Here is a 16788-nt window from a genome sequence, read left to right as displayed (position 1 = left end):
AGGCAGATCGCAAATTCGTTAACTTCTGAGCAAGGATATCCGCTTACCGTCTATAAACCTCTTGTTAGTGGCTGATTCACTATGTAGAGGAAGGTTGTATGTGTGTGGCAATTTTGCCATCGTGTCACCGTATTTGACGTTCATTTGAGGCAATGTGACAGAAATTGTCTTCCAGGCGGGGATCGAATTGCCATATCTGCATCGGAATAACGCGCTTTCGACTAGGATCGCGCGCGGCTTGATCAAGGATATATGCACGAAGCTGTCGGCGCGCGCTGTCACCTTTGCCTGCCTGATGCTCGCCGCAATGCCCTTCGTAGGTGTTTCGGCGACGGAAGCCGCCGCCGAGACGCGCAGCCTCAAACTGTATTATATCCATACACGCGAGAAGGCGGTCATCACCTTCAAGCGCAATGGAAAATATGACCAGAAGGGCCTGCAGGAGCTGAACCGATTCCTGCGCGACTGGCGTCGCAACCAGCCGACACGCATGGATCCGCGCCTTTTCGATCTCGTCTGGGAAGTTTATCGCCGCAGTGGCGCGACCGATTACATCAACGTCGTTTCGGCCTTCCGCTCGCCGGAGACCAACGGTCTCTTGCGGACGCGCACCAAGGGCGTCGCCGAAAAAAGCCAGCATATGCTCGGCAAGGCCATGGACTTTTATATCCCCGGTGTGAAGCTTTCCCGCCTTCGTGAAATCGGCATGCAGATGCAGATCGGCGGCGTCGGTTTCTATCCGACCTCGGGATCTCCCTTCGTGCACATGGATGTCGGTGGCGTCCGCGCCTGGCCGCGCATGAGCCGCCAGGAACTCGTCCGCATCTTCCCGAACGGCAATACGCTGCACCTTCCGTCCGACGGCAAGCCGCTTCCCGGTTATGAGCAGGCGCTCGCCGATTACAAGAAGCGTGTCAACTCGTCCTCCGTTCAGGTTGCTTCCAGCGCCGGTGCCGGCCCTGCCTCTTCCGGTGGCGGCAAGCGCAAGACCCTGTTGCAGGCCCTCTTTGGCGGTGGCGACGAGGATGAAGATCCCGATAGCATCGCAGCGCCGGAGCCCGCAGAACGCCCGGCTGTCGCTCGCCCGGCGGCTCCGCAGCAGGCAGCTCCCGAGCCTGAACCCACCATTGCAGTTGCTTCGGCACAGGCACTTCCCGGCGTGAATGATGCGCCGCTGCCGACGGCTCGTCCCGCATTCGGCAACCAGCCGCCTGCCAATACCGGCCTTGCGACGGCCCTTTATTCTCCGGCCCGCAATGCTGCGCAGGATGCTCTGCAGGCAGCGACCACGCCGACGCCGACGTCAGCTCCGGCCGAGCGCCAGCAATTTGCCGATCTCGCTGAGGTTTCCGTGCCCGTGCCCACACTTCTCGGCCCGCGTGGCATGAAGGGTGATGCGGAAGGGTCTATCCTGACGGCTTCCGCCGACGGTGCGACACCGGCTGCGACCGGCGAGCTTGCTTCCGTTCCGGTTCCCGCCAACCGTCCGGCCGTGGCAGAAGCCCTGCTTGCGGCTGCAAATGCCGATCCGGAAGGTGAAGACGATCTCGCCGAGGCGCAGCAGGATACGCTTTCGCCGACGGTGGTTGCCGCTCTTGAACAGAGCGGTCAGGCTGCCCGGTCGCAGGTCCAGTCGGCTGCCATGCCAACAGCTGCCCCATTCCCGGCTGCCGTCAACCACAAGGTTACCGTCGCACCCGCCGAAACGGCCAAGGCCGAACCGCAGGCTGGCTTCGGTGATGCTTTTGACCTGAAGCCCGCCATCAATGGCGGCCTCAGCGCCGGCATGCCGACCAAGGGTTCGCGTCCAAGCAGGCAGGATGCCGTCGTTTCCCAACAGGCCATGGTGGGTGGTGGACGCCTGACGCAGGACCTTATTTCGGACTGGGCGCTCAACCAGAACAAGGGCACGACCGGACGCTCCGTAAAAGCGCCGCGTGTTGTCGCCAACCGCATGCTCAGCAACGACATGTCGGCTTCCGCCACTTCGGCGAGCTTCAAGCCGGGTGCCGTGGCCATCGAATCCAGCCGCTTCAGCACGCCGGTGAAGATGCACTGAGCCAGTTCTATCAGATGGCCGAAAGGCCAATAAAAAACCCGCCGGCGACGGCGGGTTTTTTCATGCTGTATATTGCGCGGCGTCAGACGCCGCTCTGGCCGTCCGAGCCGATATAGGCAATGCGCACCATATTGGTCGCGCCGGGGGTGCCGAGCGGCACACCTGCGGAGATGATGATGCGATCGCCCGGCTTGCCGAAGCCTTCGGAAACCACGATGCGACAAGCGCGGTTCACCATGTCGTCCAGATCGCTGGCATCACCGGTGACGACGCAGTGCAGGCCCCAGACGACCGACAGGCGGCGTGCAGTCTGGATGATCGGCGACAGCGCAATGATCGGAACCTGCGGCCGTTCGCGCGCGGCGCGCAGGCCGGTCGTGCCCGAGGACGTATAGGTGACTATTGCCGCAAGCTTCAGCGTTTCGGCGATCTGGCGGGCGGCAAGCGAAATGGCGTCGGCACCTGTCGGTTCCGGCTGGGCGCGCTGCGCATAGATGATATTGGAATAATAGGGGTCCTGTTCCACCGTGCTGGCGATGGAGGCCATGGTGGAAACCGCTTCGACCGGGTAGTCGCCGGAGGCGGATTCAGCCGAAAGCATGATGGCATCTGCGCCTTCGAAGACGGCGGTGGCGACGTCGGACACTTCGGCGCGGGTCGGTACAGGTGCAGTGATCATCGATTCCAGCATCTGCGTGGCGACCACGACCGGCTTGCCCGCACGGCGGCAGGCGCGGGTCAGCTGCTTCTGGATGCCGGGAACGGCTTCCAGCGGCATTTCCACACCCAGGTCGCCGCGGGCAACCATCAGCGCGTCGGAAAGCTCGATGATTTCCTCGATACGCTCGACAGCCTGAGGCTTTTCGATCTTGGACATCAGGCCGACGCGGCCACGTGCGATCTTGCGCACTTCGGCCAGGTCTTCCGGACGCTGGACGAAGGAAAGCGCCACCCAGTCGACTTCACCGGTTTCGAGGACTGCATCAAGGTCGACGCGGTCCTTGTCGGTCAGAACGCCGACGCCGAGCAGCGTATCCGGCAGGCTGATGCCCTTGCGGTCGGAAATGCGGGTGCCGGAAATGACTGTCGTGACGATGCTCTTGCCGTCGCTCTTTTCAGCGCGCAGATGCAGCTTGCCGTCATCGATCAGCAGGCGGTGGCCGGGCTTGACCGCTTCAAGAATTTCAGGGTGCGGCAGGAAAACACGGGTGTTGTCGCCGGGGGTGTCGTTGTTATCAAGCGTGAAGGTCTGGCCCGGAACCAGATCGACCTTCGTCTCGGCGAATTTTCCGACGCGCAGCTTGGGACCCTGCAGGTCGGCCAGAATGCCGATGGGACGACCGGTACGGCTCTCGACGGAGCGGATGCGCTGAATGAGCGTCCGCATCACGTCGTGGCTCGCATGGCTCATGTTGATCCGGAAAAGATCAGCGCCAGCAAGATGCAGCTTCTCGATCATGGCCTCTTCGGAAGAGGCCGGGCCGAGAGTTGCAAGAATTTTGACTTTGCGGTTACGCTTCATCAGTTTTGATTTCCCTGTGTGCCTGGCGTATCGGAAAGCTGGACCATCCAGCTGCCCTGTCTGCCCGTGTCATATTCCTTGAAACCCATTCTCTGGAAGCTGCGGGCAAAACAATCGTCCACGCCGTTGATCTTGAACTCGTTCTCCGCCACGCACATGTTGACGTCACCGGTCCAGCGGCCGCCATGAGCGGCATCTTCGGCATAGAGATAATAATAACGTGACTGCAGCTCGCCCTCGATCAGCGTCGCGCAGGTCGAAGAGGGGACCTGCCACCAGCCTTCGCTGACCCAGCCCTCCTGTGCCCGGTAGCCGATTGCGACCCCCACGAGGTTCTGCGTGCTGTTGCACACGCGAAAATCCGCATGCGCGGGTGCCGCGATCATGAACGGGGTCAAAAACAATGCCGCTGCGGAAAAAAGACGGGCGATATGCCTGAAGTGGCGAGGAAGAGCGAGAGATGACTGAGTCACGGCTTCCATCCGGATTCCATGGTTATAATGAACACACTTCTTGGCGTGGCCGCCCAAGAAAGTCAACGCGAGTTTAATCGATTATATTGTTCGTGGGATCATGAGTGCGATAAGGTAGATGGCTGTTCTTTCGCCGTAACTTGCGCCCGGCCTCAAGCCATGCCATCAAGCTTCTCTCCTCAATCCTGCCCCAGAAAATCATCGATGAACGACTTCATACCCTATGAAATCATAGAAGGCGAATATGACAAAGGCATGGTTCTTCTGGCGGACCATGCCATGAACCTCCTGCCGGCACACTACGGCAAACTTGGCCTTCCGCAAACCGCTTTTCATCGCCATATCGCATTTGATATCGGTATAGAGGGGCTGACGCGCTCGCTCGCCGCGCGCCTGGGCGTACCGGCGGTGCTCGGGCGGTTTTCGCGGCTCCTGATCGATCCGAATCGCGGCGAGGATGATCCCACTCTCATCATGAAGATCTCGGACGGGGCGATCATCCCCGGTAACCATCCGATTTCGGACGAGGAATGGCAAAGGCGAATCGAGATTTTTCACCGGCCCTATCACAATGCCGTGGACCGTGTGCTGACCGGCGTGGCCGAGGCCTCGGAAGAAGCGCCGCTCGTCCTGTCGCTGCATTCCTACACGCCGTTCTGGAAGGAAACGCCGCGGCCATGGCATGCGGCGGTTCTGTGGGATACCGATCATCGTGCGGTCGATCCGCTTCTGGCGCATCTGCGTGCCACCGGCGATATCCTTGTGGGTGACAACGAACCCTATGACGGGGCGCTGAAGGGCGACACCATGTATCGTCATTGCATGATGAAGGGCCTGCCGCATGCGCTTCTCGAGGTTCGGCAGGACCTGATCGCGGATGAGAAGGGGATCGCCGAATGGTCGGATCGGCTCGCTCCCATTTTCGCCGCAATGAATGACGATCCCGTTTTGCATGAATATCAGATGTTCGCCTCCCGCACCGGTCCCTATTGAGCCTGGAGTTTTGCCATGACGAAAGAGAACGACAACAGGCAGATCGAGTTTGAAGCGGCCGCCTTCCGCCGCCTCGTCGGGCACCTTCGTGAACGTCACGATGTGCAGAATATCGACCTGATGAATCTCGCGGGCTTTTGCCGCAACTGCCTTTCCAACTGGTATCGGGAAGCGGCCGAAGAGGCTGGCGTTCCACTCAGCAAGGATGAATCCCGCGAAATCGTCTACGGCATGCCATATGAGGATTGGAAAGAGAAATATCAGGCGGAGGCGAGTGATACCCAGAAAGCCGCCTTTGAACAGAACCGGCCGAGGGAATAACCTCTGATCGACGGAAACGACTTGACGGGACGCCTTTCAGTGGGCAGTTCACAGGCCTGAATTTTGCTGCCTGCTGGCAGCGGCCGGCGAAGGCTTCGCCCGGAATGATGAACAAGGCTCGCATGCGGGCCGCCAATAAAGGATGATATGATGGACGATACCAGCACCACCGAAACCGTCGCCGCCGCAGAACTGCGTCAGTTCATCGAGCGCGTTGAGCGCCTCGAAGAGGAAAAGGCCGCCATTCAGGGCGATATCAAGGATGTCATGGGCGAGGCCAAGGGTCGTGGTTACGACACCAAGGCGATCCGCACCATCATCCGTCTGCGCAAGAAGGATGCCAATGAGCGCATCGAAGAAGAAACGATTCTCCAGACCTATATGGCCGCGCTCGGTATGGAATGATCGGTTGAGAACGTCTCAATGAAAAATCGCCGCTTCTGCGGCGATTTTTGTTTGGGCCTCTGCCCAATTCAGCCGCGCGTGCCGGCGAGCTTTTCCGAAAGGTCGGCAGCTTCCTTGCGGGCGTCCTTGTCCGCAGGATAAAGCGCCAGATAACGCTCCCAGGCCTTCAGCGCCAACTCGTCGCGGCCTGAGGCTTCGAGGATGTTGGCAAGGCTTGCGAGTGCCGGGAAATAGCGCGGCTCCCTTTCCAGCGTCAGATTGATATCCGCCATCGCCTTGCGGGTATTACCATCGGCGAAATGGACCATGGCGCGGCGATACGGCGCCTGCACATAGTCAGGATCGAGCAAAACAATCTGGTCGAGAAAATCGTAAGCGGCGGCGTTGCGCTTTTCGTCGGCGGCTTCGCCCGCCCATTGCATCAGGAGATTGATTGTCGCGCTGCCGGAATCATTCCATTCGGAGGCGATCTGGTTGGCAATGCTACGTGCCTTGACCGCATTCCGTTCTTTTTTCAGCGATGCAAAAAGAGTGTCGATGGTTTTGGCGGGTGAAGGCGCGGATTCCGCAACAGCAGGTGCCAGCCCGTCCGCCGCATGGGCAATCGCAGCCATTCCCGGAAACGGGAGGCTTGAAAACAGGAAGCCCTGAGCGAGAATGATAGCCGTGCAAAAACGATTTGGGCGCATGGGTTAAAGCTTAACCCGGCTGCGCCCAATATCAAATGCAAACTTCTGCACTGTCAACAAAGTGATCCGCGAAACCATCGCGAACCGCAGTCAATCAGCCCTGACGAGCCTTGAAGCGCGGGTTCTGCTTGTTGATGATGTAGACGCGGCCCTTGCGGCGAACCAGGCGGTTATCGCGATGACGGGCCTTAAGCGCTTTAAGCGAATTCTTGATCTTCATTTTACTGGTCCGCAGTTTTGCACGGATTTTGCCGTGCTATTCAAACAATCAAAAGCGCGCAACGGGGCGCGCTCTTTTCGGTTGGCAGGCAGATACCCGTTTGAGCCCTGCCTGTCAACACTTGGCCGTGCCTTTGCCTTAAAAGACTAGGCTTTTCCTGTGTGCAGAAGCTCGGTCACATGGCCCATCTTGCGGCCCGGCCGTGCTTCCGTCTTGCCGTAGAGATGCACGAGACAGTCTTTTTTCGACAGCCATGCCGGCACATCGTCGATGTCGTCGCCGATCAGGTTGGTCATGACGCAATCGGAGTGGCGCTCCGTGCTGCCGGGGGCGAGGCCCGACACGGCCCGGATATGCTGTTCAAACTGCGAGATTACGCAGGCCGCTTCCGTCCAGTGGCCGGTATTGTGAACGCGTGGCGCCATTTCATTGGCAACCAGCGAACCATCCGGCAGGACGAAGAATTCGATGCCGATGACGCCGACATATTCGAGCGCGGCCAGAAGCTTCTCTGCTGACTCCACGGCAACCGCCTTCGCGGCACCGGAGAGCGCTGCCGGAACAGTGGACGTGTGCAGAATGCCGTTCAGATGGACATTCTCGGCGGGATCATAACAGGTGACAGTACCGTCCTGGAAACGGGCGGCGATGATCGAAATCTCCCGCTCGAAGGCGACAAAGCTCTCGAGAATGAGCGGCACGCCGCCGAGCGCTGCAAAGGCACCCGCGAGGTCTTCGCCGCCCCGGAAGAGACGCTGGCCCTTGCCGTCATAACCCATGCGACGGGTCTTCAGTACGCCCTTGCCGCCGAAAGCGGCCAGAGCAGTTTCCAGCTCTTCCTGACTGTCCACGGCACGAAAATCGGCGGTCGGGATGCCGCAACCATTGAGGAAGCGTTTTTCCGTCAACCGGTCCTGCGAGGCGCTGAGCGCCTGCGCCGGCGGATAGACGGGAACGGAGAGGCTGAGCTTTTCGGCGGCCGCGACAGGCACGTTTTCAAATTCGTAGGTCACGACATCGCAGCGGTTTGCGAGTTCCGCAAGCGCTTTTTCGTCATCATATTCCGCGACGATCTGGTCGTTGCAGACCTGCGCAGCCGGGCAATCGGCCTGCGGTTCCAGCACGATGGTTCGGTGGTTGAGACGGGCAGCGGCCATCGCCAGCATGCGCCCGAGCTGCCCGCCGCCGATGATGCCGATGGTCAGGTTGGTCGTCTTTGCCATCACTTCGGTCGTCACTGGGCGCTGTCCATGGGATATTCGGCGACGGCTGCCGACTGGCGCGCACGCCAGGCATCAAGCCGGTCAGCGAGGTCCTCGTCGCTCAGCGCCAGAACCGCAGCGGCGAGAAGGGCCGCATTGATCGCGCCGGCCTTGCCGATGGCGAGCGTGCCGACGGGAATGCCGGCGGGCATCTGAACGATGGAATAGAGGCTGTCCTGACCGGACATGGTCTTTGACTGAACCGGAACGCCGAACACCGGAAGCGGCGTCATTGAGGCCGTCATGCCGGGCAGATGGGCAGCGCCGCCGGCGCCCGCGATAATGACCTTGAAGCCTTCGTCCTTCGCGCCATTGGCAAAGTCATAAAGCCGGTCCGGGGTGCGGTGGGCGGAAATGATGCGGGCTTCGTATTCGATGTCGAGCGCATCCAGCGTATCGGCGGCGTTCTTCATGGTCTCCCAGTCGGACTGGCTGCCCATGATGATGGCGACGGGGGGCGTTTCTGCTGTCACGTAATCTCTCCGGCTCAGGCGATGATATCGGGAATGACCTGGTCTTCGAGCTGGGTCATCTTGTCCTTGACGGCCAGCTTCTTCTTTTTCATGCGCTGTATTCTCAGCGCATCGCAGCTGGTCTGGATCATCGCGTTGATCGCCGCGTCATAATCCTCATGCTCCTGGCGCAGCCGCGCCAGCATGAGCCTGATGTCCGCCTGGTCCTGATCGGGCATCTCGTCATCCCCATTTTATGCAAGCCGGATCGGCTCCGGCGCGTCTGTGATCGTTCACGAGCCTCTATCATCAAATCGCGGTAACGGGAAGTTATCCCTTGCGACCAAATTGCCCACTTATTGCCTTCATTTCGCCTTCGACAAGACCAACGATCCGTGTCACATTGTCGTCGCAAACCTGAAACTCCAGCGATGGAGAGCTGGAGGTAGGCTTAAAAATGGAAGGACGTGCCGCATGACCATTCAGGCTCATATTGCATCGCTCGAAAAGAAACACGGTGCTCTGGAGGAGGAGCTCGAAAGTATTCTTGCTTCCCCGTCCTCTGACGATAGAGAGATCGCCGACCTCAAACGCCGTAAACTGCGCCTGAAGGATGAACTGCAGAGGCTTAAAGCCTCCACAAGGCACTAATTGATGCCAAACCGCAGCCTTCAATGAAGGACTGACGGATTCCTTTTCGGCCCTGGCGGCACCTGCGTGCTGCCAGGGCCTTTTAGTGGCTGCCTGAGCCTAGAAAGGCAACCCGTCCCAAAGCAGTTTCAGCGCGGCAATCAGCGCCATGGAATACATCAGCGGGTAAAACACTGATGGTTTCAGATATTTCACCACCCTTGCACCGGCAAGCGTCGCCAGCATCGCCACCGGCAGCAGGCTGGCCGAGGTCTTGAGGTTGGTGGCATCAAGCGCGCCGAGCGCGAAATAGGGAATGAGCTTGATCGCATTCATGATGGCGAAGAAGCGTACGCTCATGCCGGTATAGGTCTTCGGATCGAGCTTCAGCGGCAGAACATAGATCTGAAAGGGCGGTCCACCCGCATGGGCCACGAAGCTCGCATAACCGGAAAGGCTGGACCAGAGCGTCGCGGCTGCCGGTCTTTGCGGTTTGGCCGGAATTTCCTGTCCCTTACGGCTTTTGAAACTCTCCTGAAAATAACGCAGCACGAACAGGATCGTCACCGAGGCGACGACGAGACGCATGGCATCCGCGGAGATGAGGCTTGAGGTCGCCCAGCCGAGCGTGATGCCGGCGATTGCGCCGGGCAGCATGATGAGGAGCGTTTCCCGGTGGTTGTGGTGCCGCCAGGCCCAAAGCGCCACGAGATCCATCACGATCAGGATCGGCAGAAAGATCGCGGCGGCCTGCACAGGCGATACGGCAAGCGCCATCAGCGGCACGCCCATTAGGGCCAGTGCGCCGCCCAGCCCGCCCTTGGAAAGGCCGACGAGCACGACTGCGGGGATGGCGACGAGATAAAAATGAAAATCGGTCAGCATGGATGGACAGTTGATCCTTTCGCCGGTCCGGTTTATCGGATTTGTCATATGAAAACGAGTGCAGATTGCGCGGCAAGCGTCTTCTGTCTGAAATGGACGAACCGATGACCCTAGTTGAAGATCGTTGCCGCCTTGTCCTGATCGTTCCGGAATCGGACGACGCGCAAAAGCAGGCGACAGAAGTGGAAGAAGCATTGCGGGGCGGCGATGTCGCTTCCGTCATCATTCCGCAATATGGTCTGGATGACGCCGCTTTCCAGAAACGCGCCGAATTGATCGTGCCTGTCGTGCAAAAGGCCGGTGCGGCGGCGCTCATTGCCGGTGACAGCCGCGTTGCCGGTCGCGTGAAGGCGGATGGCCTTCATGTAGCTGGTAATGCCGAGGCGCTTGCCGAGGCCGTGGAAAAGTTCACGCCGAAGCTGATCGTCGGCGGCGGTAATGCGGATGACCGTCACAAGGCCCTGGAGCAGGGCGAGTCCAATCCGGATTATGTGTTTTTCGGAAAGCTGGAAGGCGACATCAAGCCTGAGGCGCACCCCAAAAACCTGGCTCTCGGTGAGTGGTGGGCGTCGATGATCGAAATTCCGGCCATCGTCATGGGTGGCACGGATGTGTCTTCGGTTGTTGCCGTAGCTGAAACCGGCGTGGAGTTCGTGGCGATGCGCAGCGGCGTCTTTGACAATGCCGGTGGTGCTGCCCAGGCGGTTTCTGAAATCAACGCCCTGCTTGACGAAAAAGCGCCACGGTTTGGCGGTTGATACAGGCGATGATCATGCGCTCGGTTCACCTCTGCTTTTCCGTTTCGCTGCTGACGCTTGCTTTCGGCGCGCCGGCGGGTGTCGCTTTTGCTCAATCCGGGCCGCAGAGCGAAAGCAATGCGCTTTCCCGTCAGCTGGAAAATGAGGCTCAGCCGACCCGTCAGGGCAGGGTGCAATCCGAAGAGCAGAAGGACTTGCAGCCGTCCGCAGGCGTCAATGTCTATCAGCGCATGGGTGCGGAGCTGCCCGCCCTGCCGCCTGAAAAGGAATTCAAGGGCCGGGTGGACGAAGCCTATGGGCATTTCCAGCGCGGTGAATATGTGCAGGCGCTCGACAAGGCGCTGAACCGTGCGCAGAACGGTGACGCATCCGCCCAGACGCTGGTGGCGGAAATGATGTCGCGTGGTCTGGGCATTGCCCGTGACGAGAAAACCGCGGCTTTCTGGTATCAGCAGGCTGCACAGGGTGGCGATCCCGTCGCCATGTTCAAATTCGCCCTGATCCTGATGGAAGGCAAATTCGTCACCCGCGATAAGGCGAAAGCTGACGATTTCATGCGCCGCGCCGCGGAAGCCGGTAATGCCTCTGCCCAGTTCAACTGGGGCCAGATATTGGTTTCGGAAAATCCCGGCGCCAAGGGCCTGCTGATGGCATTGCCTTTCTACGAAAAATCCGCTGACCAGGGCATTGCAGATGCTCAATATGCGGTGTCGCAGATTTACTGGTCGGTGAAGGACGTGCCGGCCGAAAAGAAGGCCAAGGCGCGGGACTGGCTGATGCGGGCCGCAAAGGCGGGTTACGACACCGCGCAGGTCGATCTGGGCATCTGGCTGGTGAATGGTTTCGGCGGCGAGCGCAATCTGGATGAGGGCTTCCGCTGGCTATACGGTGCGGCACAGCGTGGTAATGTCGTGGCGCAGAACAAGGTGGCGCATCTTTATATTCAGGCGCTTGGCACCCGGCCGGATGCGGTCGAAGCGGCCAAATGGTATGTGCTTTCCCGTCGCGCCGGGCTGAAGGATCCCTCCCTCGAGGACTTTTATCTCGGGATCACCGACGAGCAGCAGAAGAAGGCGATTGAGGCCGCAAATCGTTTCCGCCCGACGTGATGGCAGACGGGCCTAACCACGCCGGCGCAGCCCCATGGGCTTTTTGCCTTGAATTTCCGCGCGTTTTGTGGTCTTGAACCGCAAACTTTCAATTCAAGAAAATAATGACGTGCCTGCCCGGTGAACTTCCGGGCGGTTCGCAAGCTTTCCAGGAAACAAATTCGATGGCCCGTTCAGCCCTTCTCAATGTCATGGTTCAGGCCGCCATCAAGGCGGGTAAGTCTTTGTCGCGTGACTTCGGTGAAGTGCAGAACCTCCAGGTCTCGGTCAAGGGGCCGAGCGATTTCGTCTCGCAGGCGGATCTGAAAGCCGAAAAGATCGTGCGCGATGAATTGATGAAAGCCCGCCCGACCTATGACTTCCTGGGTGAAGAAGGCGGCGAGGAAAAGGGTAGCGATGGCGCGCATCGCTGGATTGTGGATCCGCTTGATGGCACCACCAACTTCCTGCACGGCATTCCGCATTTTGCGGTTTCCATTGCACTGGAGCGTAACGGTGAAGTCGTTGCCGGCGTGATCTTCAATCCGGCCACCGACGAACTCTACACCGCCGAGCGTGGCGGCGGCGCGTTCCTCAACGATCGCCGCATCCGTGTTGCCGCGCGCAAGGCGCTGACCGATTGCGTCATCGGCTGCGGCGTGCCGCATCTCGGTCGCGGCAATCACGGCAAGTTCCTGGTCGAGCTTCGCCATGTCATGGGTGAGGCTGCCGGCATCCGTCGCATGGGCGCGGCTTCGCTCGATCTGGCTTATGTCGCCGCGGGCCGTCTCGACGGTTACTGGGAAGCCGATCTTTCGCCATGGGATATGGCGGCCGGTCTGGTGCTGATTCGTGAAGCCGGCGGCTTCGCATCCGACATCAAGGGCGGCACGGATATCTTCGGCAGCGGCACCGTTGCTGCCGGAAATGAATATATCCACAAGGCGCTCGTTGAGGTCGCCAACCGCCCCATCCCGGGCCGCTGATCGGTTTTCGGCGGAAAACCTGTCGTTTTCTACAAGTTTTAGACGCCCGGCGAATGTTCGCCGGGTGTTTTTGTTTTCCATTGCCGGGTGCTCACACATTTTCCTAAAACGCCTGTGACGAAAGACCGGCTTTTCGCTTCAAATCGTCGCAATTTTCAAATAGCTTCCGCTGGATACCTGACCAGAGGGAATGCGAACGTTATGGCGGATTCGGAGCTGCTCGATCTTGGCGTCGAGAAACCGGTGACCACACGGCAATACAGCCACAAGCTGTCCAGCCCTACACCGTTTCTCTGGACGATGGTTCTGTTTCTGATCCTCGTCGGCTTTCTGGCGGCCATTCTCTATCGGCAGGCGCACACCGCCTTCATGACCAATCCGGGGCTCAACGGCTTCATTCTCGGCGTGTTGGCCATCGGCATCATTCTGGTGTTTACGCAGACGATGAGCCTGCGCTCGGAAGTCCGCTGGTTCAATGCCTTTCGTGCTGCCGGCAGCGTCGAAAAGGTCGGCCGTGCGCCAAAACTGCTTGCGCCGATGAGCACGCTGATCGGCAAGCGCGGCGAAGTCCGGCTTTCCACGGTCACGCAGCGGACCATCCTCGATTCCATCGCAACACGACTCGACGAATCGCGTGATACCTCGCGTTATCTCGTCGGCCTGTTGGTGTTTCTCGGTCTGCTCGGCACCTTCTGGGGCCTGATCGGCACCATCGGCGCCATCAGCAATGTCATCCAGTCGCTCGATCCGAGCGCCGGTGACAGCAACGATATTCTGAGCTCGCTCAAGGCCGGTCTCACCGCGCCGCTGGCCGGCATGGGAACGGCCTTCTCCTCGTCGCTGCTAGGTCTTTCAGGTTCGCTGATCCTCGGTTTTCTCGATCTTCAGGCCGGTCGCGCGCAGAACCGTTTTTACACCCAACTCGAAAACTGGCTGTCATCGGTAACTGACACCTCGGCGGAAGGGCCGAGGGAGTTCAAGGCCGTTGAGCCGGGCGCCATGGTCAGCACCGAGCGTTCGCTTGCGGCCATGACCAGCCTTGCCGAGGGCATTCAGGGTCTGGTCAAGAACATGCGCAGCGAACAGCAAATGCTGCGTGACTGGATCGAGGCGCAGCAGGAGGAATCGAAATCACTCCGCCGCACGCTCGACCGGCTGTCGGCGCGGATCGATAGCGACACGAAATCATCCGGACGCACCCGGCACGATAACGGGAGCGAGTAGCCATGGCGCTTGCGCGCAACCGCCGCCGCGACAGGGGTGTGGATTATTGGCCGGGTTTCGTCGATGCGCTTTCGACGCTGCTGATGGCCATCATGTTTTTGCTGACGGTCTTCGTGCTGGCGCAATTCGTACTGTCGCGCGAAATTACCGGCAAGGACGAAGTGCTGACGCGCCTCAACAGCCAGATTGCCGAACTGACCGAACTTCTGGCCATGGAAAAAGGCAACAAGCAGGATATTGAGGACGCGCTCGCAAGCCTGCAATCGACGCTCGCAGCTTCAGAAAACGAGCGTTCCCGACTGCAGGCGCTTCTCGATGCGGGATCGGGCAACAATGCGAACGCCAATGCCCGGATTGGCAGCCTGACCGGCGAGCTGGACGACCAGAGACAGGCCAATTCCCGCGCTTCCGCGCAGATCGAATTGCTGAACCAGCAGATTGCGGCGTTGAGGGCGCAGATCGCTTCGGTGGAAGCCGCCCTGCAGGCGTCGGAAGCCAAGGATACCTCGTCTCAGGTCAAGATCGCCGATCTCGGCCGTCGCCTCAATGTCGCGCTGGCGCAGCGGGTGCAGGAACTGAACCGCTATCGGTCTGATTTCTTCGGGCGGCTGCGCGAAATCCTGTCGGACCGCGAAAATATCCGCATCGTCGGTGACCGGTTCGTCTTCCAGTCCGAAGTGCTCTTCCCTTCCGGCGGCAATGAACTCAATCCGGAAGGACAGACGGAGATGGAGAAGCTGGCGGTCGCGCTGCTCGATCTCGCCAAGGAAATTCCGGCGGAAATCAACTGGGTCCTGCGCGTGGATGGCCACACGGATAACGTCCAGCTTTCCGGTTCCGGACGTTACCGGGACAATTGGGAACTATCCTCGGCCCGTGCCACCTCTGTGGTGAAATTCCTGATTTCCAAGGGCGTCCCGGCAAACCGGCTGGTCGCCGCTGGTTTCGGTGAGTATCAGCCGATTGCCGAAGGCGATACGCCGGAAGCACGGCAGCAGAACCGCCGTATCGAACTCAAGCTCACCGAGCGCTAAAATTGCGGACCGCATCAGCGCGGTTGCCTTCCGGCGAAAGTAAATTTACGTTCGCGTAAAAGTAATTCCGTCATATCTGGGAGGGGCTGATGGAACGCTATGATGTGATCGTTGTCGGCGCTGGGCTTGCCGGGCTGGTGGCGGCAACCGAGGCTGCTGAGCGAGGTTTCAGCGTCTGTGTCGTGGATCAGGAGGGCGAGCAGAACCTTGGCGGCCAGGCCTTCTGGTCGCTGGGCGGTCTGTTTTTCGTCGATAGCCCCGAACAGCGCCGGATGCGGGTGCGAGACAGTATCGATCTTGCAAGGCAAGACTGGTTCGGCTCAGCCGGTTTCGACCGTCCGGAGGATTATTGGCCGCGCCGTTGGGCGGAGGCCTATCTCGATTTCGCTGCCGGTGAAAAACGCGAATGGCTGCACCGTATGGGCATGCGCTGGTTTCCTGTGGTCGGCTGGGCCGAGCGCGGCGGCAGCCTCGCCCATGGTCATGGCAATTCCGTTCCGCGTTTCCATGTCACATGGGGCACGGGTCCGGGCGTACTCGCACCCTTCGTTAAAAAGGCGAAGGCCATGGCGGCAACCGGCCGGCTGACCTTCCGTTTTCGCCACCGGGTTGATCGTCTGGAGGTCGTCGACGGCCGGGTGACCGGCATTTCAGGCGCTGTTCTTGCAGCCGACCCCGTGCAACGCGGGCAGGAGAGCAGCCGGGAAGAGCAGGGCGATTTTACCTTCTCCGCTGCGACGGTCATCGTCAGTTCCGGCGGCATCGGCGGCAATCAGGAACTGGTGCGGCGCAACTGGCCGGTGGAACGGTTGGGCGCGCCTCCCGCAAGCATGGTCTGCGGTGTTCCCGCGCATGTGGATGGCCGCATGATCGCCATTACGGAAACGGCTGGCGGAGCCGTCATCAATCGTGACCGCATGTGGCATTATACCGAGGGCGTGAAAAACCATGATCCGATCTGGCCGGGTCACGGTATCCGCATCCTGCCCGGTCCCTCGTCCTTCTGGTGCGATGCGGATGGAAACCGCCTCGCCGCCCCCGCCATGCCAGGTTTCGATACGCTCGGCACGCTTAAAATGCTGGGCGAACGCGGCAGCGGCCATAGCTGGTTCATTCTGACCAAGGCGATCATCAAGAAGGAATTTGCGCTTTCAGGCTCGGAGCAGAATCCTGATCTGACCGGCAAGGATATACCGCTGCTGCTCAAAAGGTTGGGCAAGGAGCCGCCGGGACCAGTGCGTGCTTTCATGGAGCGCGGCGAAGATTTCGCGGTTCGAGATACGCTGGAAGAACTCGTGGCGGCGATGAATGCCATCAGTGGCGATAACCGGCTGCATATAGACCATATCCGCCGGCAGATCGAAGCGCGCGACCGCGAAATCGAAAATGGTTTCAGTAAGGATGCCCAGGTAACGGCCATCCATGGCGCACGTCGTTATCTTGGCGACCGGCTGATGCGGACGGCAAAACCGCACCGGCTGCTCGACCCGGCGATGGGGCCGCTGATTGCCGTGCGGCTGCACGTGCTGACGCGCAAGACGCTTGGCGGCCTTCATACCGATCTTGAAGCGCGGGTGCTGGATGCTGCCGGTGAGCCGGTGCCGGGGCTTTATGCCGCCGGCGAAGTGGCGGGTTTCGGTGGCGGTGGCATGCATGGCTACAACGCGCTGGAGGGCACATTCCTTGGCGGCTGCCTGTTTTCGGGCCGCATTGCCGGACGCAGCGTGCTGGCGTGAGCCGTTGAGAGCGGAATGGTGAAACACCAGCGGTTTTGCCTGAAATTCCGC

19 protein-coding genes are annotated in these 16788 nt (G+C 60.0%); 11 read left to right on the top strand and 8 right to left on the bottom strand.

The genetic code is table 11. The features are described from left to right. Positions 1-154: 154 nt before the first annotated feature. Complete coding sequence (locus DA915_RS16455; RefSeq protein WP_192886578.1) at positions 155-2059, top strand: DUF882 domain-containing protein; 1905 nt, start codon at positions 155-157, stop codon at positions 2057-2059. Positions 2060-2141: 82 nt separating this feature from the next. Here DA915_RS16455 and pyk read toward each other — a convergent pair whose 3' ends face one another. Continuing rightward, a complete protein-coding gene (gene pyk / locus DA915_RS16450) occupies positions 2142-3581 on the bottom strand; it encodes a pyruvate kinase (protein WP_003506145.1) in 1440 nt (479 codons plus the stop codon). After that, a complete protein-coding gene (locus DA915_RS16445) occupies positions 3581-3967 on the bottom strand; it encodes a DUF1036 domain-containing protein (protein ID WP_020012242.1) in 387 nt (128 codons plus the stop codon). The genes pyk and DA915_RS16445 overlap by 1 nt, the downstream gene beginning before the upstream one ends. 291 nt (positions 3968-4258) lie before the next feature. Between DA915_RS16445 and DA915_RS16440 the strand changes: the two genes are divergently transcribed. The 3 genes from DA915_RS16440 to DA915_RS16430 all read left to right on the top strand — a co-directional run bounded on the left by DA915_RS16440 (position 4259) and on the right by DA915_RS16430 (position 5773). Further along, positions 4259-5047: an N-formylglutamate amidohydrolase gene (locus DA915_RS16440; RefSeq protein WP_107676610.1), complete on the top strand. Its 789-nt coding sequence runs from the start codon at positions 4259-4261 to the stop codon at positions 5045-5047. A gap of 15 nt (positions 5048-5062) precedes the next feature. Further along, positions 5063-5368, top strand: a complete 306-nt coding sequence (locus DA915_RS16435; RefSeq protein WP_107676609.1) for a DUF1244 domain-containing protein — start codon at positions 5063-5065, stop codon at positions 5366-5368. Positions 5369-5515: 147 nt separating this feature from the next. After that, entirely contained in the window at positions 5516-5773 is a 258-nt protein-coding gene (locus tag DA915_RS16430; protein WP_020812069.1) for a DUF2312 domain-containing protein, read from the top strand. Between the two features lie 68 nt (positions 5774-5841). On the opposite strand, the gene DA915_RS16425 is transcribed toward DA915_RS16430, so the two are convergent. The 5 genes from DA915_RS16425 to DA915_RS16405 all read right to left on the bottom strand — a co-directional run bounded on the left by DA915_RS16425 (position 5842) and on the right by DA915_RS16405 (position 8635). Continuing rightward, positions 5842-6462, bottom strand: coding sequence for a tetratricopeptide repeat protein (locus DA915_RS16425; RefSeq protein WP_107676608.1), 621 nt, complete (start codon positions 6460-6462; stop codon positions 5842-5844). Between the two features lie 94 nt (positions 6463-6556). Beyond that, positions 6557-6682, bottom strand: coding sequence for a type B 50S ribosomal protein L36 (gene ykgO, locus DA915_RS16420; protein ID WP_003497670.1), 126 nt, complete (start codon positions 6680-6682; stop codon positions 6557-6559). A gap of 146 nt (positions 6683-6828) precedes the next feature. Then, positions 6829-7905: a 5-(carboxyamino)imidazole ribonucleotide synthase gene (locus DA915_RS16415; RefSeq protein ID WP_107676637.1), complete on the bottom strand. Its 1077-nt coding sequence runs from the start codon at positions 7903-7905 to the stop codon at positions 6829-6831. An 11-nt stretch (positions 7906-7916) separates the two neighbouring features. Next, positions 7917-8384, bottom strand: coding sequence for a 5-(carboxyamino)imidazole ribonucleotide mutase (gene purE / locus DA915_RS16410; RefSeq protein WP_035212960.1), 468 nt, complete (start codon positions 8382-8384; stop codon positions 7917-7919). A gap of 47 nt (positions 8385-8431) precedes the next feature. Then, a complete protein-coding gene (locus tag DA915_RS16405) occupies positions 8432-8635 on the bottom strand; it encodes a YdcH family protein (protein WP_107676607.1) in 204 nt (67 codons plus the stop codon). A 235-nt stretch (positions 8636-8870) separates the two neighbouring features. On the opposite strand from DA915_RS16405, the gene DA915_RS16400 reads away from it, so the two are divergent. Further along, complete coding sequence (locus DA915_RS16400) at positions 8871-9047, top strand: YdcH family protein (RefSeq protein ID WP_003506164.1); 177 nt, start codon at positions 8871-8873, stop codon at positions 9045-9047. Between the two features lie 99 nt (positions 9048-9146). On the opposite strand, the gene DA915_RS16395 is transcribed toward DA915_RS16400, so the two are convergent. Next, positions 9147-9911: a sulfite exporter TauE/SafE family protein gene (locus tag DA915_RS16395; RefSeq protein ID WP_003506166.1), complete on the bottom strand. Its 765-nt coding sequence runs from the start codon at positions 9909-9911 to the stop codon at positions 9147-9149. 104 nt (positions 9912-10015) lie between these two features. Between DA915_RS16395 and DA915_RS16390 the strand changes: the two genes are divergently transcribed. From DA915_RS16390 to DA915_RS16365, 6 genes are all read left to right on the top strand, one after another. Then, entirely contained in the window at positions 10016-10669 is a 654-nt protein-coding gene (locus DA915_RS16390; protein WP_003506168.1) for a thiamine phosphate synthase, read from the top strand. A gap of 8 nt (positions 10670-10677) precedes the next feature. Continuing rightward, positions 10678-11778, top strand: a complete 1101-nt coding sequence (locus tag DA915_RS16385; protein WP_003506169.1) for a tetratricopeptide repeat protein — start codon at positions 10678-10680, stop codon at positions 11776-11778. 164 nt (positions 11779-11942) lie between these two features. Beyond that, positions 11943-12743, top strand: coding sequence for an inositol monophosphatase family protein (locus DA915_RS16380; protein WP_003506172.1), 801 nt, complete (start codon positions 11943-11945; stop codon positions 12741-12743). Between the two features lie 201 nt (positions 12744-12944). Further along, positions 12945-13967 (top strand): hypothetical protein, encoded by a 1023-nt coding sequence (locus DA915_RS16375; protein WP_003506173.1) that lies wholly within the window; start codon positions 12945-12947, stop codon positions 13965-13967. A gap of 2 nt (positions 13968-13969) precedes the next feature. After that, positions 13970-15001 (top strand): peptidoglycan -binding protein, encoded by a 1032-nt coding sequence (locus DA915_RS16370; protein ID WP_003506175.1) that lies wholly within the window; start codon positions 13970-13972, stop codon positions 14999-15001. An 89-nt stretch (positions 15002-15090) separates the two neighbouring features. Further along, positions 15091-16737: an FAD-binding dehydrogenase gene (locus DA915_RS16365; protein WP_107676606.1), complete on the top strand. Its 1647-nt coding sequence runs from the start codon at positions 15091-15093 to the stop codon at positions 16735-16737. Positions 16738-16788 lie beyond the last annotated feature (51 nt).

Origin of the sequence: Agrobacterium sp. LAD9 (assembly GCF_003031125.1) — a bacterium.
Classification (GTDB): Bacteria; Pseudomonadota; Alphaproteobacteria; order Rhizobiales; family Rhizobiaceae; genus Agrobacterium; species Agrobacterium radiobacter.
Note: the sequence above shows the minus strand (reverse complement) of the source record. Positions and strands in the feature narration are given on the sequence as shown.